Source organism: Xenorhabdus stockiae, from assembly GCF_002632825.1.
In the GTDB taxonomy this organism is placed as follows: domain Bacteria; phylum Pseudomonadota; class Gammaproteobacteria; order Enterobacterales; family Enterobacteriaceae; genus Xenorhabdus; species Xenorhabdus stockiae.
The window spans coordinates 14,651-35,472 of the sequence record NZ_NJAJ01000013.1 but is presented as its reverse complement, the minus strand read 5'-3'; the positions used below and the strand labels follow the sequence as shown (position 1 = coordinate 35,472).

2 protein-coding genes are annotated in these 20,822 nt (G+C 50.3%); both read left to right on the top strand.

What is annotated here, in order from left to right; translation table 11 throughout:
* The first annotated feature begins 2 nt into the window (after positions 1 to 2).
* A complete protein-coding gene (locus Xsto_RS08330) occupies positions 3 to 13,172 on the top strand; it encodes a non-ribosomal peptide synthetase (RefSeq protein WP_099124752.1) in 13,170 nt (4,389 codons plus the stop codon).
* Positions 13,169 to 20,623 carry an amino acid adenylation domain-containing protein gene (locus Xsto_RS08325; protein ID WP_099124751.1) on the top strand — a complete coding sequence of 2,485 codons (7,455 nt, stop codon included), beginning with the start codon at positions 13,169 to 13,171 and terminating at the stop codon, positions 20,621 to 20,623. The genes Xsto_RS08330 and Xsto_RS08325 overlap by 4 nt, the downstream gene beginning before the upstream one ends.
* Positions 20,624 to 20,822 lie beyond the last annotated feature (199 nt).

Below are 20,822 nucleotides of genomic sequence, written 5' to 3'. Positions count from 1 at the left end.
CAATGAATAATAATGAATTAATTTCTTTACCATTAGCTGAACGGAAAAGGCTACTTGAGTTAGCCAAAGCCGCCAAGCTATCCCGTCAATACACACAAAAAACTGAGATCCTCCCTCAGCCTCGCAAGGGGGATATTCCCTTGTCCTGGACACAGCAACGGCTCTGGTTCCTGACACAATTAGATTCATCTGCTCAAACGGCATATCACATGCCTGTGGGATTACATCTACAGGGTCAGCTTAATCAGAGCGCACTACAGGCAGCACTGGACAGGATTGTCGCCCGTCACGAGATCCTGCGGACAACGTTTATCTCCACTAACGGAACCGCCCGGCAGGTTATCGGGCATCCCGATAGCGGGTTTGCTCTGACGTCTGAGGATCTTCGCCATTTACCAGAGCCAGAACAACAGACAGCCGTCGAAAAGCGTGCTCATGACGAAGCTGTCAGACCTTTCGATTTTAACTGTGGGCCATTACTCAGAGGGCATTTATTGCATTTGGCCGAAGATGAATATGTTCTTTTATTAACACAACATCACATCATCTCGGATGGCTGGTCGGTCAGATTATTAATTCAGGAACTTTCCACCCTTTATCAGGCTTTTAGTCAGGAACAACCCGATCCACTGCCTGAATTATCTCTCCAGTATGCTGATTACGTACTCTGGCAGCAGCAATGGTTGCAGGGCGAACGGCTAGAAACACAGTTAAATTACTGGCGTGAACAGTTACAGGATGCTCCTGAATTACTCGAATTACCCACTGACAAACCCCGGCCGATACAACAGAGTTATAAAGGTAACCGTGTTGAGCTGGCATTTCCTGCTGAACTGAGTGCCGGTTTGAAAAATCTCAGCCAGCGTCATGGAACGACTCTATTTATGACTCTGATGGCGGGCTGGGCGGTATTACTTTCTCGTTTCAGCGGACAGGACGATCTGGTCATAGGCACACCAATTGTCAATCGCCAGCAACCTGAGCTGGAATCATTAATCGGTTTCTTTGCCAATACGCTGGCATTGCGTATTCAGTTAAGTGATAACCTAAGTGTCAGTGATTTACTGACACAGGTGAAAAAACGTGCACTGGGCGCTTATGCACATCAGGATTTACCCTTCGAACAACTTGTTGAAGCGCTGCGACCTACTCGCAGTTTGAGCCATAGTCCTATTTTTCAGGTCATGCTGACTCTTGATAACCAATCAGAACAAAAGCAGTTTGAGTTAGCAGGATTAAAATTGAGCGAACTTCCTCTGGTCAGAGAAAGTGCCTACTTTGATTTGACTCTCACACTCTATGATACAGAAAACGGATTAGTCGGTGATTTAGAATACGCCCGAGATCTGTTTGAGCACGCCACCATTGAACGGATGGTTGACCATCTGCAAACCTTGCTGGCAGCCATGGTGGCGGATGAAACACAACAAGTCGCGGATTTAGCGCTGCTTACGCCACAGCAACGCACACAGCTCCTGACGGAATTCAGCACTACAGAAGTCACTTACCCACAAGATCTGTTACTGCAACAACTCTTCGAACAACAGGTGTTACGCTCACCTGAGTCCGTTGCACTGGTCAATGACGGGCAACAGCTTAGTTACACCGAACTGAACCGGCGAGCCAACCAACTGGCCCATGCCCTGATTGCCGCCGGTGTTAAACCGGATGACAGGGTCGCCATTTGCGTTGATCGTAGCCCGGATATGATCATTGGCCTGTTCGGCATTCTGAAAGCCGGAGCCGGTTACGTGCCGTTAGATCCGGACTACCCGACAGAACGGCTGACTTATATTCTGTCTGACTGTGCCCCGCAATTATTGCTGACCCAGCAACACTTAACAGCTCGTTTGACGACCGATATTCCTGTTTGGGTGATGGACGAAACCGATTACCTGAACACAATGGCACAGCAGCCGGCTCATAATCCTGACGCTCACTCGCTGGGCCTGTTACCACACCATCTGGCTTATATTATTTATACTTCCGGCTCCACCGGACAGCCGAAAGGGGTGATGATTGAACATCGTCAGGTCGTCAATTTTGTTCATGTCCAACGAGAAACAAATGAACTGACTCCATCGGATCGGGTGCTGCAATTCACATCGGTATCCTTTGATACAACAGTATCTGATATTTTCGCCACACTGGCGACCGGCGCAACGCTGGTACTGCGCCCGGCACATCTGCGTATTCCCGACAAGGCATTTGGTCAGTTCCTGCGGGATCAGGCTATTACCGTTTCCGATTTACCCACCGCATTCTGGCATTTATGGGTACAGGAAATGGCGGCCGGTCGCTGCGGTTTCAGCCCTTCTTTACGGCTGGTGATTGTTGGCGGAGAAAAAGCAGAATTACGCCATTTCAATACCTGGCAGTCTTTGCCTGAAACACAGGCCTGCCGCTGGATAAACTCCTACGGCCCGACCGAAACCACCGTAATCGCCACCGTATGGAAACCAGAAAACCGGGCACTCTGCCTGAACCAGAACGTGCCGATTGGTTACCCGCTGACCAATACCCGCCTCTATATTCTCGATACTCAGGGACAACCTGTTCCTATCGGCGTGGCCGGCGAGATTCATATCGGAGGATTAAGCGTCGCCCGTGGTTATCTCAACCGCCCTGATCTGACAGCAGAACGCTTTATTTCCGATCCATTCAGTCCACAATCGAATGCCCGTATGTATAAAACCGGTGACCTCGGCCGCTGGCTGCCGGATGGCACAATTGAATATCTGGAGCGCAATGATTTTCAGGTCAAGATCCGGGGATTCCGCATTGAACTGGGAGAAATCGAAGCCCGTCTGGCCCAGTGTGACGGGGTCAAAGATGCAGTGGTCGTCGCACGCGAAGAGGAAAACGGGAATAAACGTCTGGTCGCCTATGTGATCCCACAACCAGGAATAACACTGGATATCATCCAATTGCGTGAACAACTGAGCAGCCGCCTGATGGAGTATATGCTGCCCGGGGCTTATGTCATTCTGGATGCCTTCCCCGTCAACCCGAATGGCAAACTGGATCGTAAAGCCCTGCCTGCGCCGGACAGTTCTGCTATCGTCCAACGTGAATATGCCGAACCGCAGGGAGAAATGGAGCAAACACTGGCCGATATTTGGCAGACTCTGCTTGGTCTGGATCAGGTTGGCCGTCATGATAATTTCTTTGAGCTGGGCGGGCATTCGTTATTAACCGTGCAGGTTGCAGCCCGTTTACGCGAAAAACTGAACATTGAAGTGACCTTGCAGGATCTCTTCACCTACCCCACACTGGCGGATTTAGCCCAGTCTCTGGGGAATGCCACCCAATCCACTCAGTCGGTTATTCTGCCCGTAGATCGCCAGCAGCCTTTGCCTCTTTCCTGGGCCCAGCAGCGTTTATGGTTCCTCGCTCAACTGGACAGCGCTGCGCAGGCAGCCTACCACATTGCCGGCGGACTAGAGCTACGAGGCCCATTGGATCAGGTTGCATTACAAGCTGCGCTGGACAGGATTGTCGCCCGGCATGAAATTCTGCGCACCACGATTGCCGTTATTGACGGAGAAACCCGCCAGATTATTGGCAACCCTGACAGCGGATTTTCCCTGATATCGCAGGATCTCAGCCTGTTATCCCCGACAGAGCAGCAAACCGCCCTTAAAGCGGCAGAGCAGGCCGAAGCTGAGCAGCCTTTTGACTTTACACAAGGGCCGTTAGTGCGCGCCCAACTGCTGAAAATCAGCGATGAATACCATATTCTGCTGGTGACTCAGCACCATATTGTTTCTGACGGCTGGTCACTGAATGTGCTGATCAAAGAGTTTTCGACGCTTTATCAGGCTTTCTGCCAGCAACAACCCGATCCGCTCCCCCGCCTGCCCATTCAGTATGCGGATTATGCCGTGTGGCAACAACAATGGTTACAGGGCGACAAATTAGCACAACAGGTGAATTACTGGTGTCAGACCCTACAGGATGCGCCGGTCTTACTGGAGCTGCCAACGGATTATCCCCGCCCTCTGGAGCAGAGTTACCGCGGAGATCTGGTCGTTTTCACCCTGCCGCGTGAGTTAAATGCAGGCTTACTCGCCCTGAGCCAGAAACACGGTACCACCCTGTTTATGACCCTGCTGGCCGGCTGGGCGATTTTATTGTCCCGACTGAGTGGTCAGCAAGATATCGTGATCGGTACCCCCGTTGCCAACCGCCAATACCGTGAACTGGAGCCGCTGATTGGCTTCTTCGTCAATACGCTGGCGTTACGGGTCAGACTGGAAGACAACCCGACGGTCAGCACCCTTTTAGCACAGGTCAAAGCCCATGCGCTGGCTGCCTATGCTCATCAGGATCTGCCCTTTGAACAGTTGGTGGAAGCATTACAACCGCCACGCAGCCTGAGTCACAGCCCGGTCTTTCAGGTGATGATGGGGCTGGATAATACTTCTGGTTCATCAGGATTCAATTTGCCAGACCTGACCATCAACCATCTGCCCTTAGACAGAAAAACAACTCAGTTTGATGTGTCGCTGTCCTTTAATGAAAGCGAAAATGGGTTAGTGGGTGAACTGGAATATGCCAGTGATCTGTTTGAGCACGCCACCATCGAACGGATGGCGGAACACCTGCAAACTCTGCTGGCAGCGATGGTGGCGGATGAGACACAACAAGTCGCGGATTTAGCGCTGCTCACACCACAGCAACGCACACAGCTCCTGACCGAATTCAGCACCACAGAAGTCGCTTACCCTCAGGATCTGTTACTGCAACAACTCTTCGAACAACAGGTGTTACGCTCACCTGAATCCGTTGCGCTGGTCAGTGACGGGCAGCAGCTCAGTTACACCGAACTGAACCGGCGAGCCAACCAACTGGCCCATGCCTTGATTGCCGCCGGCGTCAAACCGGATGACAGGGTGGCGATTTGCGTTGACCGTAGCCCGGATATGATCATTGGCCTGTTCGGTATTCTGAAAGCCGGCGCCGGTTACGTGCCGTTAGATCCGGACTACCCGACAGAACGGCTGGCTTATATTCTGTCTGACTGTGCTCCACAGTTATTGCTGACCCAGCAACATCTGACAAATCGTCTGACAACCGATATTCCTGTTTGGGTGATGGACGATATGAGTTACCTGAACACCGCAGCACAGCAGCCGGCTCATAATCCTGACGCTCACTCACTGGGCCTGTTACCACATCATCTGGCTTATATTATTTACACTTCCGGCTCCACCGGACAGCCGAAAGGGGTGATGATTGAACATCGTCAGGTCGTGAATTTTGTTCATGTCCAGTGTGCAGCCAATGAACTGACTCCAGCGGATCGGGTACTGCAATTTACTTCCGTTTGCTTTGATACGACAGTTGCCGATATTTTCGCTACGCTGGCAACCGGCGCAACACTGATACTGCGCCCGGCACATCTGCGCATCCCCGACAAAGCATTCAGCCAGTTCCTGCGGGATCAGGCTATTACTGTATCCGATTTGCCCACCGCATTCTGGCATTTATGGGTACAGGAAATGGCGGCCGGACGCTGCGGTTTCAGCCCTTCGTTACGACTGGTGCTGGTCGGTGGAGAAAAAGCGGAATTACGCCATTTCAATACCTGGCAGTCTTTGCCTGAAACACAGGCCTGCCGCTGGATAAACTCCTACGGCCCGACCGAAACCACCGTGAATGCCACGATGTGGAAATCGGATAACCATGAATTCTGCCTCACCAATGCCGTACCGATTGGCTACCCGCTGACCAATACCCGCCTCTATATTCTCGATACTCAGGGACAACCTGTTCCTATCGGCGTGGCCGGCGAGATTCATATCGGAGGATTAAGCGTCGCCCGTGGCTACCTCAATCGCCCTGATCTGACAGCGGAGCGCTTTATTACTGATCCGTTCAGCCCGCAATCGAATGCCCGTATGTATAAAACCGGTGACCTCGGCCGCTGGCTACCGGACGGCACGATTGAATATCTGGAGCGCAATGATTTTCAGGTCAAGATCCGGGGATTCCGCATTGAACTGGGGGAAATTGAAGCCCGTCTGGCCCAGTGTGACGGAGTCAAAGATGCAGTGGTCGTCGCGCGTGAAGAGGAAAACGGCAATAAACGTTTGGTGGCTTATCTGGTGCCACAGCCGGGAGTTACGCTTGATTTGCTTCAGTTACGCGAGCAGTTAAGCAGCCGTCTGGTGGAATATATGCTACCCGGCGCTTATGTCATTCTGGAGGCCTTCCCCGTCAACCCGAATGGCAAACTGGATCGTAAAGCCCTGCCTGCGCCGGACAGTTCAGCCATTGTCCAGCGTGAATATGCTGAACCGCAGGGAGAAATGGAGCAGACACTGGCCGATATTTGGCAGAGTTTATTGGGAGTGGAACACATCGGACGCCATGACCACTTCTTTGAGTTGGGCGGGCACTCCTTATTGACGGTACAGGTCGCGGCTCGTTTACGGGAAAAACTGAACATTGAAGTGACCTTGCAGGATCTCTTCAACCACCCAACACTGGCAGATTTAGCCCAGTCTCTGGGGAATGCCACCCAATCCGCTCAGTCGGTTATTCTGCCTGCGGACCGCCAGCAGCCTTTGCCTCTTTCCTGGGCTCAACAGCGTTTATGGTTCCTCGCTCAACTGGACAGCGCTGCGCAGGCAGCCTACCACATTGACGGCGGACTAGAATTACGTGGCCAGCTGAATCAGGCCGCGTTACAGGCTGCGCTGGACAGGATTGTCGCCCGGCATGAAATTCTGCGTACCACGATTGCCGTTATTGACGGAGAAGCCAGTCAGGTTATTGGCAACCCCAGCAGCGGTTTTTCCCTGATATTGCAGGATCTCAGCCCGTTATCCCCGGCTGAACAGCAAATCGCCCTTAAAGCGGCAGTGCAGGCCGAAGCTGACCAGCCTTTTGACTTCACACAAGGGCCGTTAGTGCGCGCCCAATTACTGAAAATCAGCGATGAACACCATATTCTGCTGGTGACTCAGCACCATATTGTTTCTGACGGTTGGTCACTGAATGTGCTGATCAAAGAGTTTTCGGCGCTTTATCACGCCTTCTGTCAGCAACAGCCTGATCCGCTCCCCCGTCTGACCATTCAGTATGCGGATTATGCTGTGTGGCAACGGCAATGGTTACAGGGTGACAAATTAGCACAACAGGTGAATTACTGGTGTCAGACCCTACAGAATGCGCCGGTCTTACTGGAGCTGCCAACGGATCACCCGCGCCCTCTGGAGCAGAGCTACCGCGGAGATCAGGTTATTTTCACCCTGCCGCGTGAATTAAATGCAGGCTTACTCGCCCTGAGCCAGCGGAACGGTACTACCTTGTTTATGACCCTACTGGCCGGCTGGGCGATTTTACTGTCACGACTGAGTGGTCAGCAGGATATCGTGATCGGCACCCCTGTAGCCAACCGGCAATACCGTGAACTGGAGCCGCTGATTGGCTTCTTCGTCAATACGCTGGCGTTACGAGTCAGGCTGGAAGACAACCCGACGGTCAGCACCCTATTAGCGCAGGTCAAAGCCCATGCGCTGGCCGCCTATGCTCATCAGGATTTACCTTTTGAACAATTGGTGGAAGCATTACAACCGCCGCGCAGCCTGAGTCATAGCCCGGTCTTTCAGGTGATGATGGCGCTGGATAACACTTCCGGCTCATCAGAATTCAATTTGCCAGACCTGACTATCAACGAGCTGCTCTTAACCAAAAAAACAACCCAGTTTGATGTGTCACTGTCCTTCAGTGAAAGCGAGAACGGATTAGTGGGTGAACTGGAATATGCCAGTGATCTGTTTGAGCACACCACCATCGAACGGATGGCAGAACATCTGCAAACCCTGCTGGCGGCCATAGTGGCGGATGAAACACAACAAGTCGCCGATTTAGCGCTGCTTACACCACAGCAACGCACACAGCTCCTGACGGAATTCAGCACCACAGAAGTCGCTTACCCGCAGGATCTGTTACTGCAACAACTCTTCGAACAACAGGTAATACGCTCACCTGAGTCCGTTGCACTGGTCAGTGACGGGCAGCAGCTCAGTTACACCGAACTGAACCGGCGAGCCAACCAACTGGCCCATGCTCTGATTGCTGCCGGTGTTAAACCGGATGACAGGGTCGCCATTTGCGTTGACCGCAGCCCGGATATGATCATTGGCCTGTTCGGTATTTTGAAAGCCGGCGCCGGTTACGTGCCGTTAGATCCCGATTACCCGACAGAACGGCTGGCTTATATTCTGTCTGATTGTGCCCCGCAATTATTGCTGACCCAGCAACATTTAGCCGATCGCCTAACGACCGATATCCCTGTTTGGATGATGGACGATACCGATTATCTGAACACCGCGGCACAACAGCCAGTTCATAATCCTGACGCTCACTCACTGGGCCTGTTACCACACCATCTGGCTTATATTATTTACACTTCCGGCTCCACCGGACAGCCAAAAGGAGTCATGATTGAACATCGTCAGGTCGTCAATTTTGTCCATGTCCAACGTGAAACGAATGAACTGACTCCAGCAGATCGAGTGCTGCAATTCACATCTGTCTCCTTTGATACAACGGTGTCCGATATTTTCGCTACGCTGGCGACCGGCGCAACACTGGTACTGCGCCCGGCTCATTTGCGTATTCCCGACAAAGCATTCGGTCAGTTCCTGCGGGATCAGGCCATCACCGTGTCCGATTTGCCCACTGCATTCTGGCATTTATGGGTACAGGAAATGGCGGCTGGTCGCTGCGGCTTCAGCCCTTCGTTACGACTGGTGATTGTTGGCGGAGAAAAAGCCGAATTACGTCACTTCAATACCTGGCAGTCTTTACCTGAGACACAGGCTTGCCGCTGGATAAACTCCTACGGCCCGACCGAAGCCACAGTAATTGCCACCGTATGGAAACCGGAAAACCGGGTACTCTGCCTGAACCAGAACGTGCCGATTGGTTACCCGCTGACCAATACCCGCCTCTATATTCTTGATACTCAGGGGCAGCCAGTTCCTATCGGCGTGGCCGGCGAGATTCATATCGGAGGCATGAGTGTCGCCCGTGGTTATCTCAACCGCCCTGATCTGACGGCGGAGCGCTTTATTACCGATCCGTTCAGTCCGCAACCGAATGCCCGTATGTATAAAACCGGTGACCTCGGCCGCTGGCTGCCGGACGGCACGATTGAATATCTGGAGCGCAATGATTTTCAGGTCAAGATCCGGGGATTCCGCATTGAACTGGGAGAAATTGAGGCACAATTGGCTCAGTGTGAGGGCGTCAAAGATGCGGTTGTGGTAGCACGTGAAGAGGAAAACGGGAATAAACGTCTGGTCGCCTATGTGATCCCACAACCAGGAATAACACTGGATATCATTCAACTGCGTGAACAACTGAGCAGCCGCCTGATGGAGTATATGCTGCCCGGAGCTTACGTCATTCTCGATGCCTTCCCCGTGAACCCGAATGGCAAACTGGATCGCAAAGCCCTGCCTGCGCCGGACAGTTCAGCCCTTATCAGCCGTGAATATCAGGCTCCTCAGGGAGAAGCAGAACAGCAACTGGCGGCTATCTGGCAGACACTGCTCGGTCTGGAACAGGTTGGCCGTCATGATAACTTCTTTGAATTAGGCGGGCACTCCCTGCTGGTTGTCAATTTGATCGAAGAGCTTCGCCAGCGTGACCTTACACTAGAAGTCAGTACGGTCTTTTCTTCTCCGACACTGATGGCAATGGCATCACGCATAACGGATACAACAATCAGTGACAATGTCACTTTCATGGTTCCGCCCAATCTGATTACGGATGACAGCCATGCCATCACACCGGACATGCTGCCACTGATCACGCTGACCCAGAATAATATTGACCAGATTGTTGCCAACGTTCCCAATGGTGTGGCGAATATTCAGGATATCTATCCATTAGGGCCGTTGCAGGAAGGTATTTTGTTCCACCACTTGCTGGAAACTAAAGGCGATATTTATCTGGATAATCTGCTGATGACTTTCGACAGCCGGACACGTCTGGATACATTCCTGCTGGCACTACAACAGGTTATTAATCGTCACGATATTCTGCGCAGCGCATTTCAGTGGGACAATCTGCCGGAGCCGGTACAGGTGGTTTATCGTCATGCTCCCCTGCCAGTTACCGAATTGGAGCTCTCTGCCGGTACAGATGCCGCACAACAATTACGTGATGCTACCGACCCGCGCCAGATACGCATGGATATCACCAAAGCACCATTATTATCCGCCTGCATTGCCAAAGATCCGCATACCGAACACTGGCATCTGGCATTGCTTTACCATCATCTGGTTTGTGACCATCTGTCACTGGAAATGATCTTCAATGAAGTGCAGATATTACAGCTCGGGCAAAATGAATCTCTGCCGCCTTCACTGCCTTACCGTAACTTTATCGCTCAGATCCGGGCCGTTCCGGTTGAGAAACATCAGGACTATTTCCACCAGCTTCTGGGCGATGTGGATGAACCCACTCTGCCGTTTAACTTACTTGATGTGCAGGGGAACCATGATGAGCACCATAAGATAGAGGAAGCCGGTCTGGAGCTGGATGATGAGTTATCGCGCCAGATACGCGACTGCGCCCGTCAGCAGGGTGTCAGTGCTGCCGTTCTGTTCCATGTCGCATGGGCACAGGTGCTTGCACAATGCAGCGGACGGGAAGATGTTGTTTTCGGCACCGTGTTATTAGGCCGCTCACTAAAAGGTGCAGATACTTCTCAGGTTCTTGGTATGTTTATCAATACCCTGCCCGTGCGCATTATGTTGCAGGAACGTACGGCACAACAGGTGATACAGGAAACTTATCAGCAGCTCAGCACATTGCTTGAGCATGAACAGACTCCGTTAGCCATCGCCCAGCGTTGCAGTGGTATTCAGGCACCTCAGCCCCTTTTCAGCAGCCTGCTTAATTTCCGTCATAGTCAGCATAACGATCAACAGGCTGATTCAGCCATATGGCAGGGTATTCAGACCTCCAGTAGTGAGGAGCGCAGTAATTACCCACTGTCATTGGATGTCGATGATTTTGGTGACGGCTTTGCCCTGACTGCGCAATGCAACCGCCAGATTAATCCGGCCCGCATTAATGCTTATATGGATACCGCACTGAAAGCGTTGGTGATGGCCTTACAGGAAATGCCGGAACAGGATATTCATTCCCTCAATATCCTGCCACCAGCAGAACTCACTCAGCTACTGGAAGGCTTTAACAGCAACAAAGTTGACTGCCCGCAGGATATGTTACTCCAGCAGCTGTTTGAACAGCAGGCAGCCCTCACGCCGGATGCCATCGCCCTAATCCACGCTGCAAATAATGGAGAAGCTAAACTCACCTATAGTGAACTGAACCAGAAGGCCAACCAACTGGCCCATGCCCTGATTGCTGCCGGTGTTAAACCGGATGATCGGGTGGCTATTTGTGTCGAACGTGGTCTGGATATGGTGATAGGTTTGTTCGGTATTTTAAAATCCGGTGCGGGATATGTGCCGCTGGATACGGATTACCCTACCGAACGTCTGAACTATATTTTGTCAGATTGTGCACCGAAGTTATTACTGACGCAGCAGCACTTACACAGCCGCTTATCGACTGATACGCCGGTATGGATGCTGGATGATCACAACCATACCGAGTGTATAGCCCGGCAGCCAATCTATAACCCGGATCCGCAACAACTGGGACTGGCACCTCATCATCTGGCTTATATCATCTATACCTCCGGCTCCACCGGGCAGCCAAAAGGGGTGATGATTGAGCATCACAACGTGGTTAATTTTGTCCATGTTCAACGTCAGACCAATGAACTGACATCGTCTGACCGTGTACTTCAGTTCACTTCCGTCGCGTTCGATACTACCGTTTCGGATATCTTCGCCACACTTGCCGCAGGTGCAACCTTAATTATGCGCCCGTCAGAACTGCGTGTTCCGGATAGAGCTTTTGCTCAATTCCTGCAACAACAGCAAATCACGGTGACTGATTTGCCTACCGCTTTCTGGCACTTATGGGTTCAGGAAATGGCCGCAGGACGTTGTGGCTTCAGCCCTTCTCTGCGTCTGGTGATTGTCGGCGGGGAAAAAGCGGAACTGCGCCATCTGATGACCTGGCAGGCACTACCGGAAACCCGCTCATGCCGCTGGATTAACTCTTATGGCCCGACGGAAACGACGGTGATTGCCACCGTTCTGAAAGTAGACAGTCATCCTGCCTATAGTGCAGAAACGCTGCCTATTGGTTATCCGCTCGCCAACAGCCGTATCTATATACTTGATACGCGCGGAAAACCTGTTCCTGTCGGTGTTTCCGGCGAAATTCACATTGCAGGCGCCGGCGTAGCACGGGGTTACCTGAACCAGCCTGAACTGACTGATGAGCGTTTTATTCCGGATACGTTCAGTGAACAACCGAATGCCAGAATGTACAAAACCGGGGATTTAGGTCGCTGGTTACCGGATGGAACGATTGAATATCTCGGACGAAACGATTTTCAGGTCAAGATCCGCGGATTCCGCATTGAGCTGGGGGAAATAGAAACTCAACTGGCAGCCTGTGAAGGGGTCAAAGATGCTATTGCCATGGTACGTGAAGACGAAACCGGTGATAAACGTCTGGTGGCTTATTTAGTTCCACAACCTGATGCTCAGTTGGACATCGCTGATTTACGTGAACAGCTCAGTACGCATCTGCTGGATTATATGATCCCCAGCGCTTTTGTCGTAATAGAAGCCTTCCCACTGAATCCGAACGGCAAGCTGGATCGCAAATCCCTGCCGGTTCCTGACCGCTCTGCAACGGCCACAAAAGCGTATGAAGCACCAGAGGGGGAAACAGAACAACAGCTGGCTGCTATCTGGCAAACCTTACTGGGACTGGAGCAAGTCGGCCGCCATGATGATTTCTTTGAGCTGGGAGGAAACTCATTATCAATCATGCAATTATCGGCAAGACTGCAAGAAGAGTTCCATCTGGAAATTTCAATTACGGATATTTTCCGTCATTCGGCATTAGCCAAACTTGCCGAGCTTATCTTATCAAAACAAGTGGAAACCTTTTTCGATCAGGATATTGAAGATATGCAAAAAGAGCTGGAGAACCTATCTGAAGATGAGTTGCTTGCCATGTTAAATGGAGAACAACTAGAGGGAAATAAACTATGAGCAAAAATGAACAGACACTGAATCAATTAAGGCAGGCTGTACTCCAGAAGAAACTGAAAGAGCGTATTCAAAATAGCCTGACAACCGAAAAAGAACCGATATCTGCTCGTGATCCTCAGCAGGAAATCCCGCTATCCTGGGCGCAACAGCGCCTATGGTTCCTCGCTCAGTTAGATCCGGCTGCCCTGACGGCATACCACATTCCCGCCGCCCTTCATCTGAAGGGCCAACTGAACACTGCGGCCTTACAGGCTGCACTGGACAGAATAGTGGCCCGCCATGAAATCCTGCGCACCACTATTGGGCTGGCAGAAGACGGAGGAGAAGGAACAGCGCGGCAAATTGTTCATGAGAAAGATTTCGGTTTCTCTTTAAGTATGCAAGATCTGCGTTTGTTAGCCGATGATGATCAACAAAATGCTATCCAGAACGCCATCAAATTTGAAGCCAGCCATCCTTTTGATTTTGAAAACGGTCCCTTGATTAGGGGCCAGTTATTCAGACTGGCAGAAGATGAAAATATTCTGTTACTCACCCAGCACCATATTATTTCTGATGGCTGGTCAGTTAACGTCATGATGCAGGAGTTTTCCACTCTGTACCTGAGCTTCTGCCACAAACAGCCTGATCCATTACCGCCATTAAAAATTCAGTACGCAGATTATACGCTCTGGCAACGGAAGGAATTACAGGGCAAGGCACTAGAAAAGCAACTGGATTATTGGCGTAATACACTACAGGATGCGCCGACGCTTCTGACACTCCCCACTGATCGTCCCCGTCCGGCACGGCAAACTTATGCCGGCGGAGAAGCACTGGTTACCCTGTCACCGGATTTAACCGGAAAATTAAAAGCCTTTGCGCAACGTCACGGCATTACGTTATTTATGACGCTGCTGACCGGCTGGTCAATACTGCTTTCCCGTCTCAGCGGGCAATATGATTTAGTAATCGGCACGCCAGTCGCTAATCGTAAGTACCGCGACCTGGAGCCGTTAATCGGCTTTTTTGTCAATACATTAGCACTGCGGGTTCAGTTACCGGATAACCCTACCGTCAGCGAATTGCTGGCACACGTGAAAGCTCATACTGTCACGGCTTTTGAAAATCAGGATCTCCCGTTTGAACAATTAGTTGAAGCGTTAAAACCACCGCGCAGCCTGAGTTATAGCCCGGTTTTTCAGGTTATGATGTCTCTGGATAATACTCCCGGACAACAACAATTCGAATTACCGGGATTAACAATCAGTGAACTGGATTTATCCGAAAACAGCTCCCACTTTGATCTCTCCCTGTCACTGCATGACACGGATGATGGCTTAATCGGTGAACTGGAATATGCCAGCGATTTGTTTGATCAGGCGACGATGGACCGGATGGCGGGTTATCTGCAAACACTGTTAACGGTTATGGTGGCTGATGATACTCAGCGTGTGGCTGATTTACCGTTACTGACACCGAATGAACGTCATCAGTTATTGGCCGGCTTTAATGCCAGAACAGCCTCTTATCCGCAGGAAATGTTACTCCAGCAACTGTTCGAGCATCAGGTCGCCCAATCCCCCACCAGCGCGGCCTTAATCAGCGGAGAACAGCAGCTCACCTATCATGAACTGAACCAGCAGGCGAACCAGCTTGCCCATGCCCTGATTGCTGCCGGAGTACAACCGGATGATCGGGTAGCAATTTGTGTCGAACGGGGCGCAGATATGATCATCGGGCTGTTTGGTATTCTGAAAGCCGGAGCCGGTTATGTGCCGTTAGACCCGGAATACCCGACTGAACGGCTAGCCTATATTCTGTCAGACTGTAAGCCGAAGCTATTACTGACTCAGGAGCATTTACAAAGCCGCCTGAGTACTGAAGTTCCCATCTGGATAATGGATACCGATAACTATCTGGATAATGTGGCACAACAACCCACCGATAACCCTGAACCACATCAACTGGGACTTAAGCCGCACCATCTGGCTTATATTATCTATACTTCCGGCTCAACAGGTCAGCCGAAGGGAGTGATGATTGAACACCGCAATGTGGTCAACTTTGTTTATGTCCAGCGTGAAACGAATGAACTGACACCTTCTGATCGGGTGCTGCAATTTACTTCTGTTGCCTTTGATACCACCGTGTCCGATATTTTTGCCACACTAGCCGCCGGAGCAACATTAGTACTGCGATCGGCCTCGCTGCGCATACCCGATAAAAACTTCAGCCAGTTCTTACAGGAACAGGCAATTACTGTTTCCGATCTGCCCACCGCTTTCTGGCACTTATGGGTTCAGGAAATGGCCGCCGGGCGCTGTGGTTTCAGCCCTTCTTTACGGCTGGTAATTGTAGGCGGAGAAAAAGCTGAACTGCGTCATTTCAATACATGGCAAACTTTACCTGAAACTCAGTCCTGTCGTTGGATAAACTCCTATGGCCCGACGGAAACCACCGTTATCGCCACGGTATGGAAACCGGATAGCCAAGAATCCGGCCTCACCAATACCGTTCCTATCGGTAGCCCGCTCACCAATACTCAAATTTATATCCTTGATACGCAGGGGCAGCCGGTTCCTATCGGCGTTGCGGGGGAAATTCATATCGGTGGTGCAGGTGTCGCCAGAGGTTATCTGAATCGCCCCGACCTCACTGATGAACGATTTATTGCCGATCCGTTCAGCCAACAAGCCAATGCCCGCATGTATAAAACCGGTGATCTCGGACGCTGGCTACCAGATGGCACGATTGAATATCTGGAACGCAATGATTTTCAAGTCAAAATACGTGGGTTCCGCATTGAATTGGGAGAAATTGAAGCACAACTGGCCCAATGTGATGGAGTCAAAGATGTTGTAGTGACTGCCCATGAAGATGAAAGCGGCAATAAACGTCTGGTCGCTTACCTCATACCGCAGCCGGAGACAATACTGGATATCCTCCAGTTACGTGAACAACTAAGCGCGCAATTGATGGAGTATATGTTGCCCGGTGCTTACGTCGTTCTGGAGGCTTTCCCACTAACACCCAACGGGAAAGTCGATCGCAAAGCATTGCCGGCTCCTGACCATACCGCCATCATCAGCCGGGAATATCAGGCACCGGAAGGAGAAGCAGAACAACAACTGGCAAGTATCTGGCAGGAGCTGTTGGGGCTGGAACAAGTCGGACGCCATGACAACTTCTTCGAGCTGGGCGGACATTCACTACTGGTCGTCAGTCTGATTGAGAAACTCCGTCAACACAGGCTTGCTATTGATGTCAGTGCGGTATTCGCATCCCCGACACTGGCAGCTATGGCGACCAATTTAACTCAACAAACCGAATCTGATACAAACAACACACCTGTACCACCAAACCTGATCCCGGATAACTGTCAGGCAATTACACCGGATATGCTGCCACTGGTAACACTGTCTCAGGCGAATATCGACCAGATAGCCTCACAAGTGACAGGCGGTGTCAGTAACATTCAGGACATCTATCCACTCGGGCCATTACAGCAAGGTATTCTGTTCCACCATTTACTGGAAACAACCGGTGATACGTATCTGGACAACCTGCTGATGACTTTCGACAGTCGTTCACGTCTGGATACATTCCTGCAAACAGTGCAACAAGTCATTGAGCGCCACGATATTCTGCGCACTGCCGTCCATTGGGAAAATCTGCCAGAGCCGGTGCAGGTTGTTCATCGCCATGCCCCCATGCCTGTCACAGAGCTGGAACTGTCGCCTGAAATCAATGCGGAACAACAAATTCAGAGCTATACCGACCCTGATATCGTCCGTATGAATATCAACAAAGCGCCGTTATTATCTGCCAGCATTGCCAGAGAACCAAATAGTGATAAATGGTACTTATCCTTACTTCACCACCATCTGGTTTGCGATAATTTATCACTGAAACTGGTATTTGATGAAGTCAATGCCATGTTACAGGGTCAGCATGAACAACTGCCGACAGCATTGCCTTATCGTAATTTCATTGCCCAGACCAAAAATATTCCCCTTGAACAACATCAATCCTATTTCCGTCAGTTGCTGGGTGATGTAGAAGAGCCGACCCTGCCATTCGGCCTACTTGATGCTAAGGGCAGTGACGATAAAGTTGTGGAAAATGTTCTGACACTGGATAGTGATTTTTCCCGGATGGTTCAGCAATGTGCCCGTCAACAGGGTGTCAGTACCGCAGTTCTGTTTCATGTTGCCTGGGCACAGGTACTGGCTCAGTGTAGTGGCCGTGACGATGTCGTCTTCGGTACCGTTTTAATGGGACGGTTACAAGGCGGTAAAGAAACAGAAAAAATAATGGGAATGTTTATCAATACATTACCCATTCGGGTTATTCTGCAAGGGCGCAATGTTCAGCAAACCGTTCAGGAAACTTACCGGCAACTCAGCACATTACTGGTACATGAACAGACACCTTTGGTCATTGCTCAGCGTTGCAGTGGTATTCCCGCTTCTCTGCCACTGTTTAACAGCCTGCTTAATTTCCGTCATGGTTCAGATGAAACAGAGGAAGATGAGCAGGAACTCGCATCAATCTGGGAAGGCATTGAAACGTTTAACACTAAAGATTCCCGCAGCAATTATCCTTTATCACTGGATGTTGATGCCTATGATGATCAATTTGAACTCACTATCCAATGCAGCCAACAGATTGATCCGAGTCGCATTAATGCCTATGTGGCAACCGCACTAAAAGGTCTGGTTACTTCATTATTACAAAACGCTCCTGCACAAAATATTCAGGCAATCTCCATCCTGCCACCAACGGAAAAGACACAGTTACTGGTGGATTTTAACGGTGCTGAAATCGCTTATCCGCAGAATATCCTGCTCCACCAGCTCTTCGAACAGCAGGTTTCTTTCACACCAGATTCCATTGCGCTGGTTAGTGGTGATGAGCAACTCAGCTACGCTGAACTGAACCAGCAGGCCAACCAACTGGCACATGCTCTGATTGCCGCGGGTGTACAACCGGATGATCGGGTAGCAATTTGTGTTGAACGCAGCCCGGATATGATTATCGGCCTGTTCGGGATCCTGAAAGCCGGTGCAGGCTATGTCCCGCTGGATACTGATTATCCGACTGAAAGGCTGGCTTACATTCTGTCTGACTGTAAACCGAAGCTATTACTGACTCAAAAACATTTACAGAACCGGCTGACAACAGAAGCCCCTGTCTGGTTAATGGATAGTAAAGCGCATCAGAGCAATGTGGAACAGCAACCTACCCACAATCCTGAACATTTACAGTCGGGGCTGGCACCACATCATCTGGCCTATATCATCTATACCTCCGGCTCCACCGGGCAGCCGAAAGGCGTGATGATAGAGCATCGTAATGTGGTTAACTTCGTTCACGTCCAGCGTCAGACTAACGAATTAACCCCTTCTGACCGTGTGCTGCAATTTACTTCTGTTGCTTTCGACACCACCGTGTCGGATATTTTTGCAACACTGGCAACCGGCGCAACCCTGATCCTGCGACCTGCTGATCTCCGCGTACCAGATAATAACTTCGGTCGTTTTCTGCGCGAACAGAAAATTACCGTCACCGATCTCCCCACCGCTTTCTGGCATCAGTGGGTACAGGAGCTGGCCGCAGGACGATGTGATTTCAGCCCTTCGCTGCGTTTGGTTATCGTTGGGGGCGAAAAAGCCGAGCTTCACCATCTGACACTCTGGAAATCACTGGCTGAAACTCAACAGTGCCGCTGGATTAACTCCTATGGCCCAACTGAAACCACCGTCATTGCAACCGTATTAAAAGTGGATGGTCATTCCCTGTATAACGAACCAACTCTGCCTATTGGTTATCCATTAACCAATACCCGCCTATATATTCTGGATAGACAGGGACAACCTGCTCCTCTCGGTGTTTCCGGAGAAATTCATATCGGCGGTGCGTGCGTTGCGCGAGGGTATCTCAACCAGCCTGAACTGACAGCAGAACGCTTTATTCCTGATCCATTCAGCGATCAAACTGATGCACGTATGTATAAAACAGGTGATTTGGGATGCTGGTTGCCGGACGGTACGATTGAGTACCTCGGACGCAATGATTTTCAGGTTAAGATCCGTGGGTTCCGCATTGAACTGGGAGAAATTGAAGCCAGACTCTTTGCCTACCCCGGTATCAAAGACGCGATTGTTATCGTGCGGGAAGATACTCCGGGTGATAAACGTCTGGTGGCCTATCTGGTACCACAACCGGATACAACTCTCGATCTGGAAGACCTGCGTCACTCTTTGCACGTAAACTTAGCCAACTATATGATCCCCAGTGCTTTTGTGATCCTCGATACATTCCCGCTGACACCTAATGGCAAACTGGATCGTCGGGCATTACCGGCACCGGATAAATCTTCCGTTATCAGCCGCAACTATGAAGCCCCTGTCGGTGAAACAGAAGAGCTTATTGCAGCGATATGGCAGGACGTACTCCGGCTGGAACAAATAGGACGCCATGACCACTTCCTTGAGCTTGGTGGTCATTCCCTATTAACCCTGCAGGTTGCTACCCGCCTGAATCAGGCTTTAGCTAAGGATATCAGTATCCGCGATCTGCTGGTTTACTCAACAATCAGTGAACTGGCAACATATATTCAGTCAGACGCGGCACTGCCACAACAGCAGAATATAGTGACTGTCCGTCAGGGGAGTGGCAATACTTCACTGTTCCTCATTCACGCAGTCAATGGCGATGTTCACTACGCCTACGATCTTGAGCCATATATGGATAATGACGAATTATCAATTTATGGTGTTATTGCCAGTGATACCCTTGCGGAAGAAGGCATACAACCCACCATCAACAACATGGCTCAGGAATATATTAAATGCATTCGGCAGATACAAGCACATGGTCCTTACTATCTGGCTGGATGGTCATCAGGTGGAACAATTGCTTATGAAATGTCCCGCCAATTAATTGCCGATGGCGAGACAGTAAACTTTATCGGGTTACTGGACAGTGCCTCTAATTATCTGGATTTCTATTCAGATGAAGAGAAACAGTCCGGAATGATGTTTGAGAAAAGTGCCACACTGCTCGAACTACTCCCGTACGATATCCCAGAAGACATTAACGATGAATTCAATAAGCTAGCTAATGAACGTGATTACGACGCGATGTTAATATTAGCTGAGAAGCTCAATTTATTACCACCGAAGGTCACACGGGAAAATGTCAGTGATCTTGTGCAAATGCGCTATAACATCTCTGTGGCAGCTAACTGCTACATACCACAGGCGATAAACACGAACGTCACTTTGTTCAGAGCAATGGATGAAGTCGCCGAAGGAGAAACAATGGCGCTAAAATGGGATCAAATTCTACCCAGTGAGCAACTGACTATTATCCCGATTAAAGGAGATCATGATTCTATGATGATGCAGCCCAATATTCAGGATACGGGTAAAGCATTAGTTAAAGCGGTAATGAATAATCAATAAGACAGTAAAAAGAATGAACCACCTTTTATAGAGGTGGTTCCAGAACGCTCATATAAATAACGCCCAATTTCATGGGCGTTATTTTTTAAGTTTCAATTATTGATATATATACATCATCTTTCAGGTTGATACTTTATTGGTTGTACTTGCTCCCCCAGTCACCATTTTTATAAATACACGGTTATCTATGCTCCTAGGG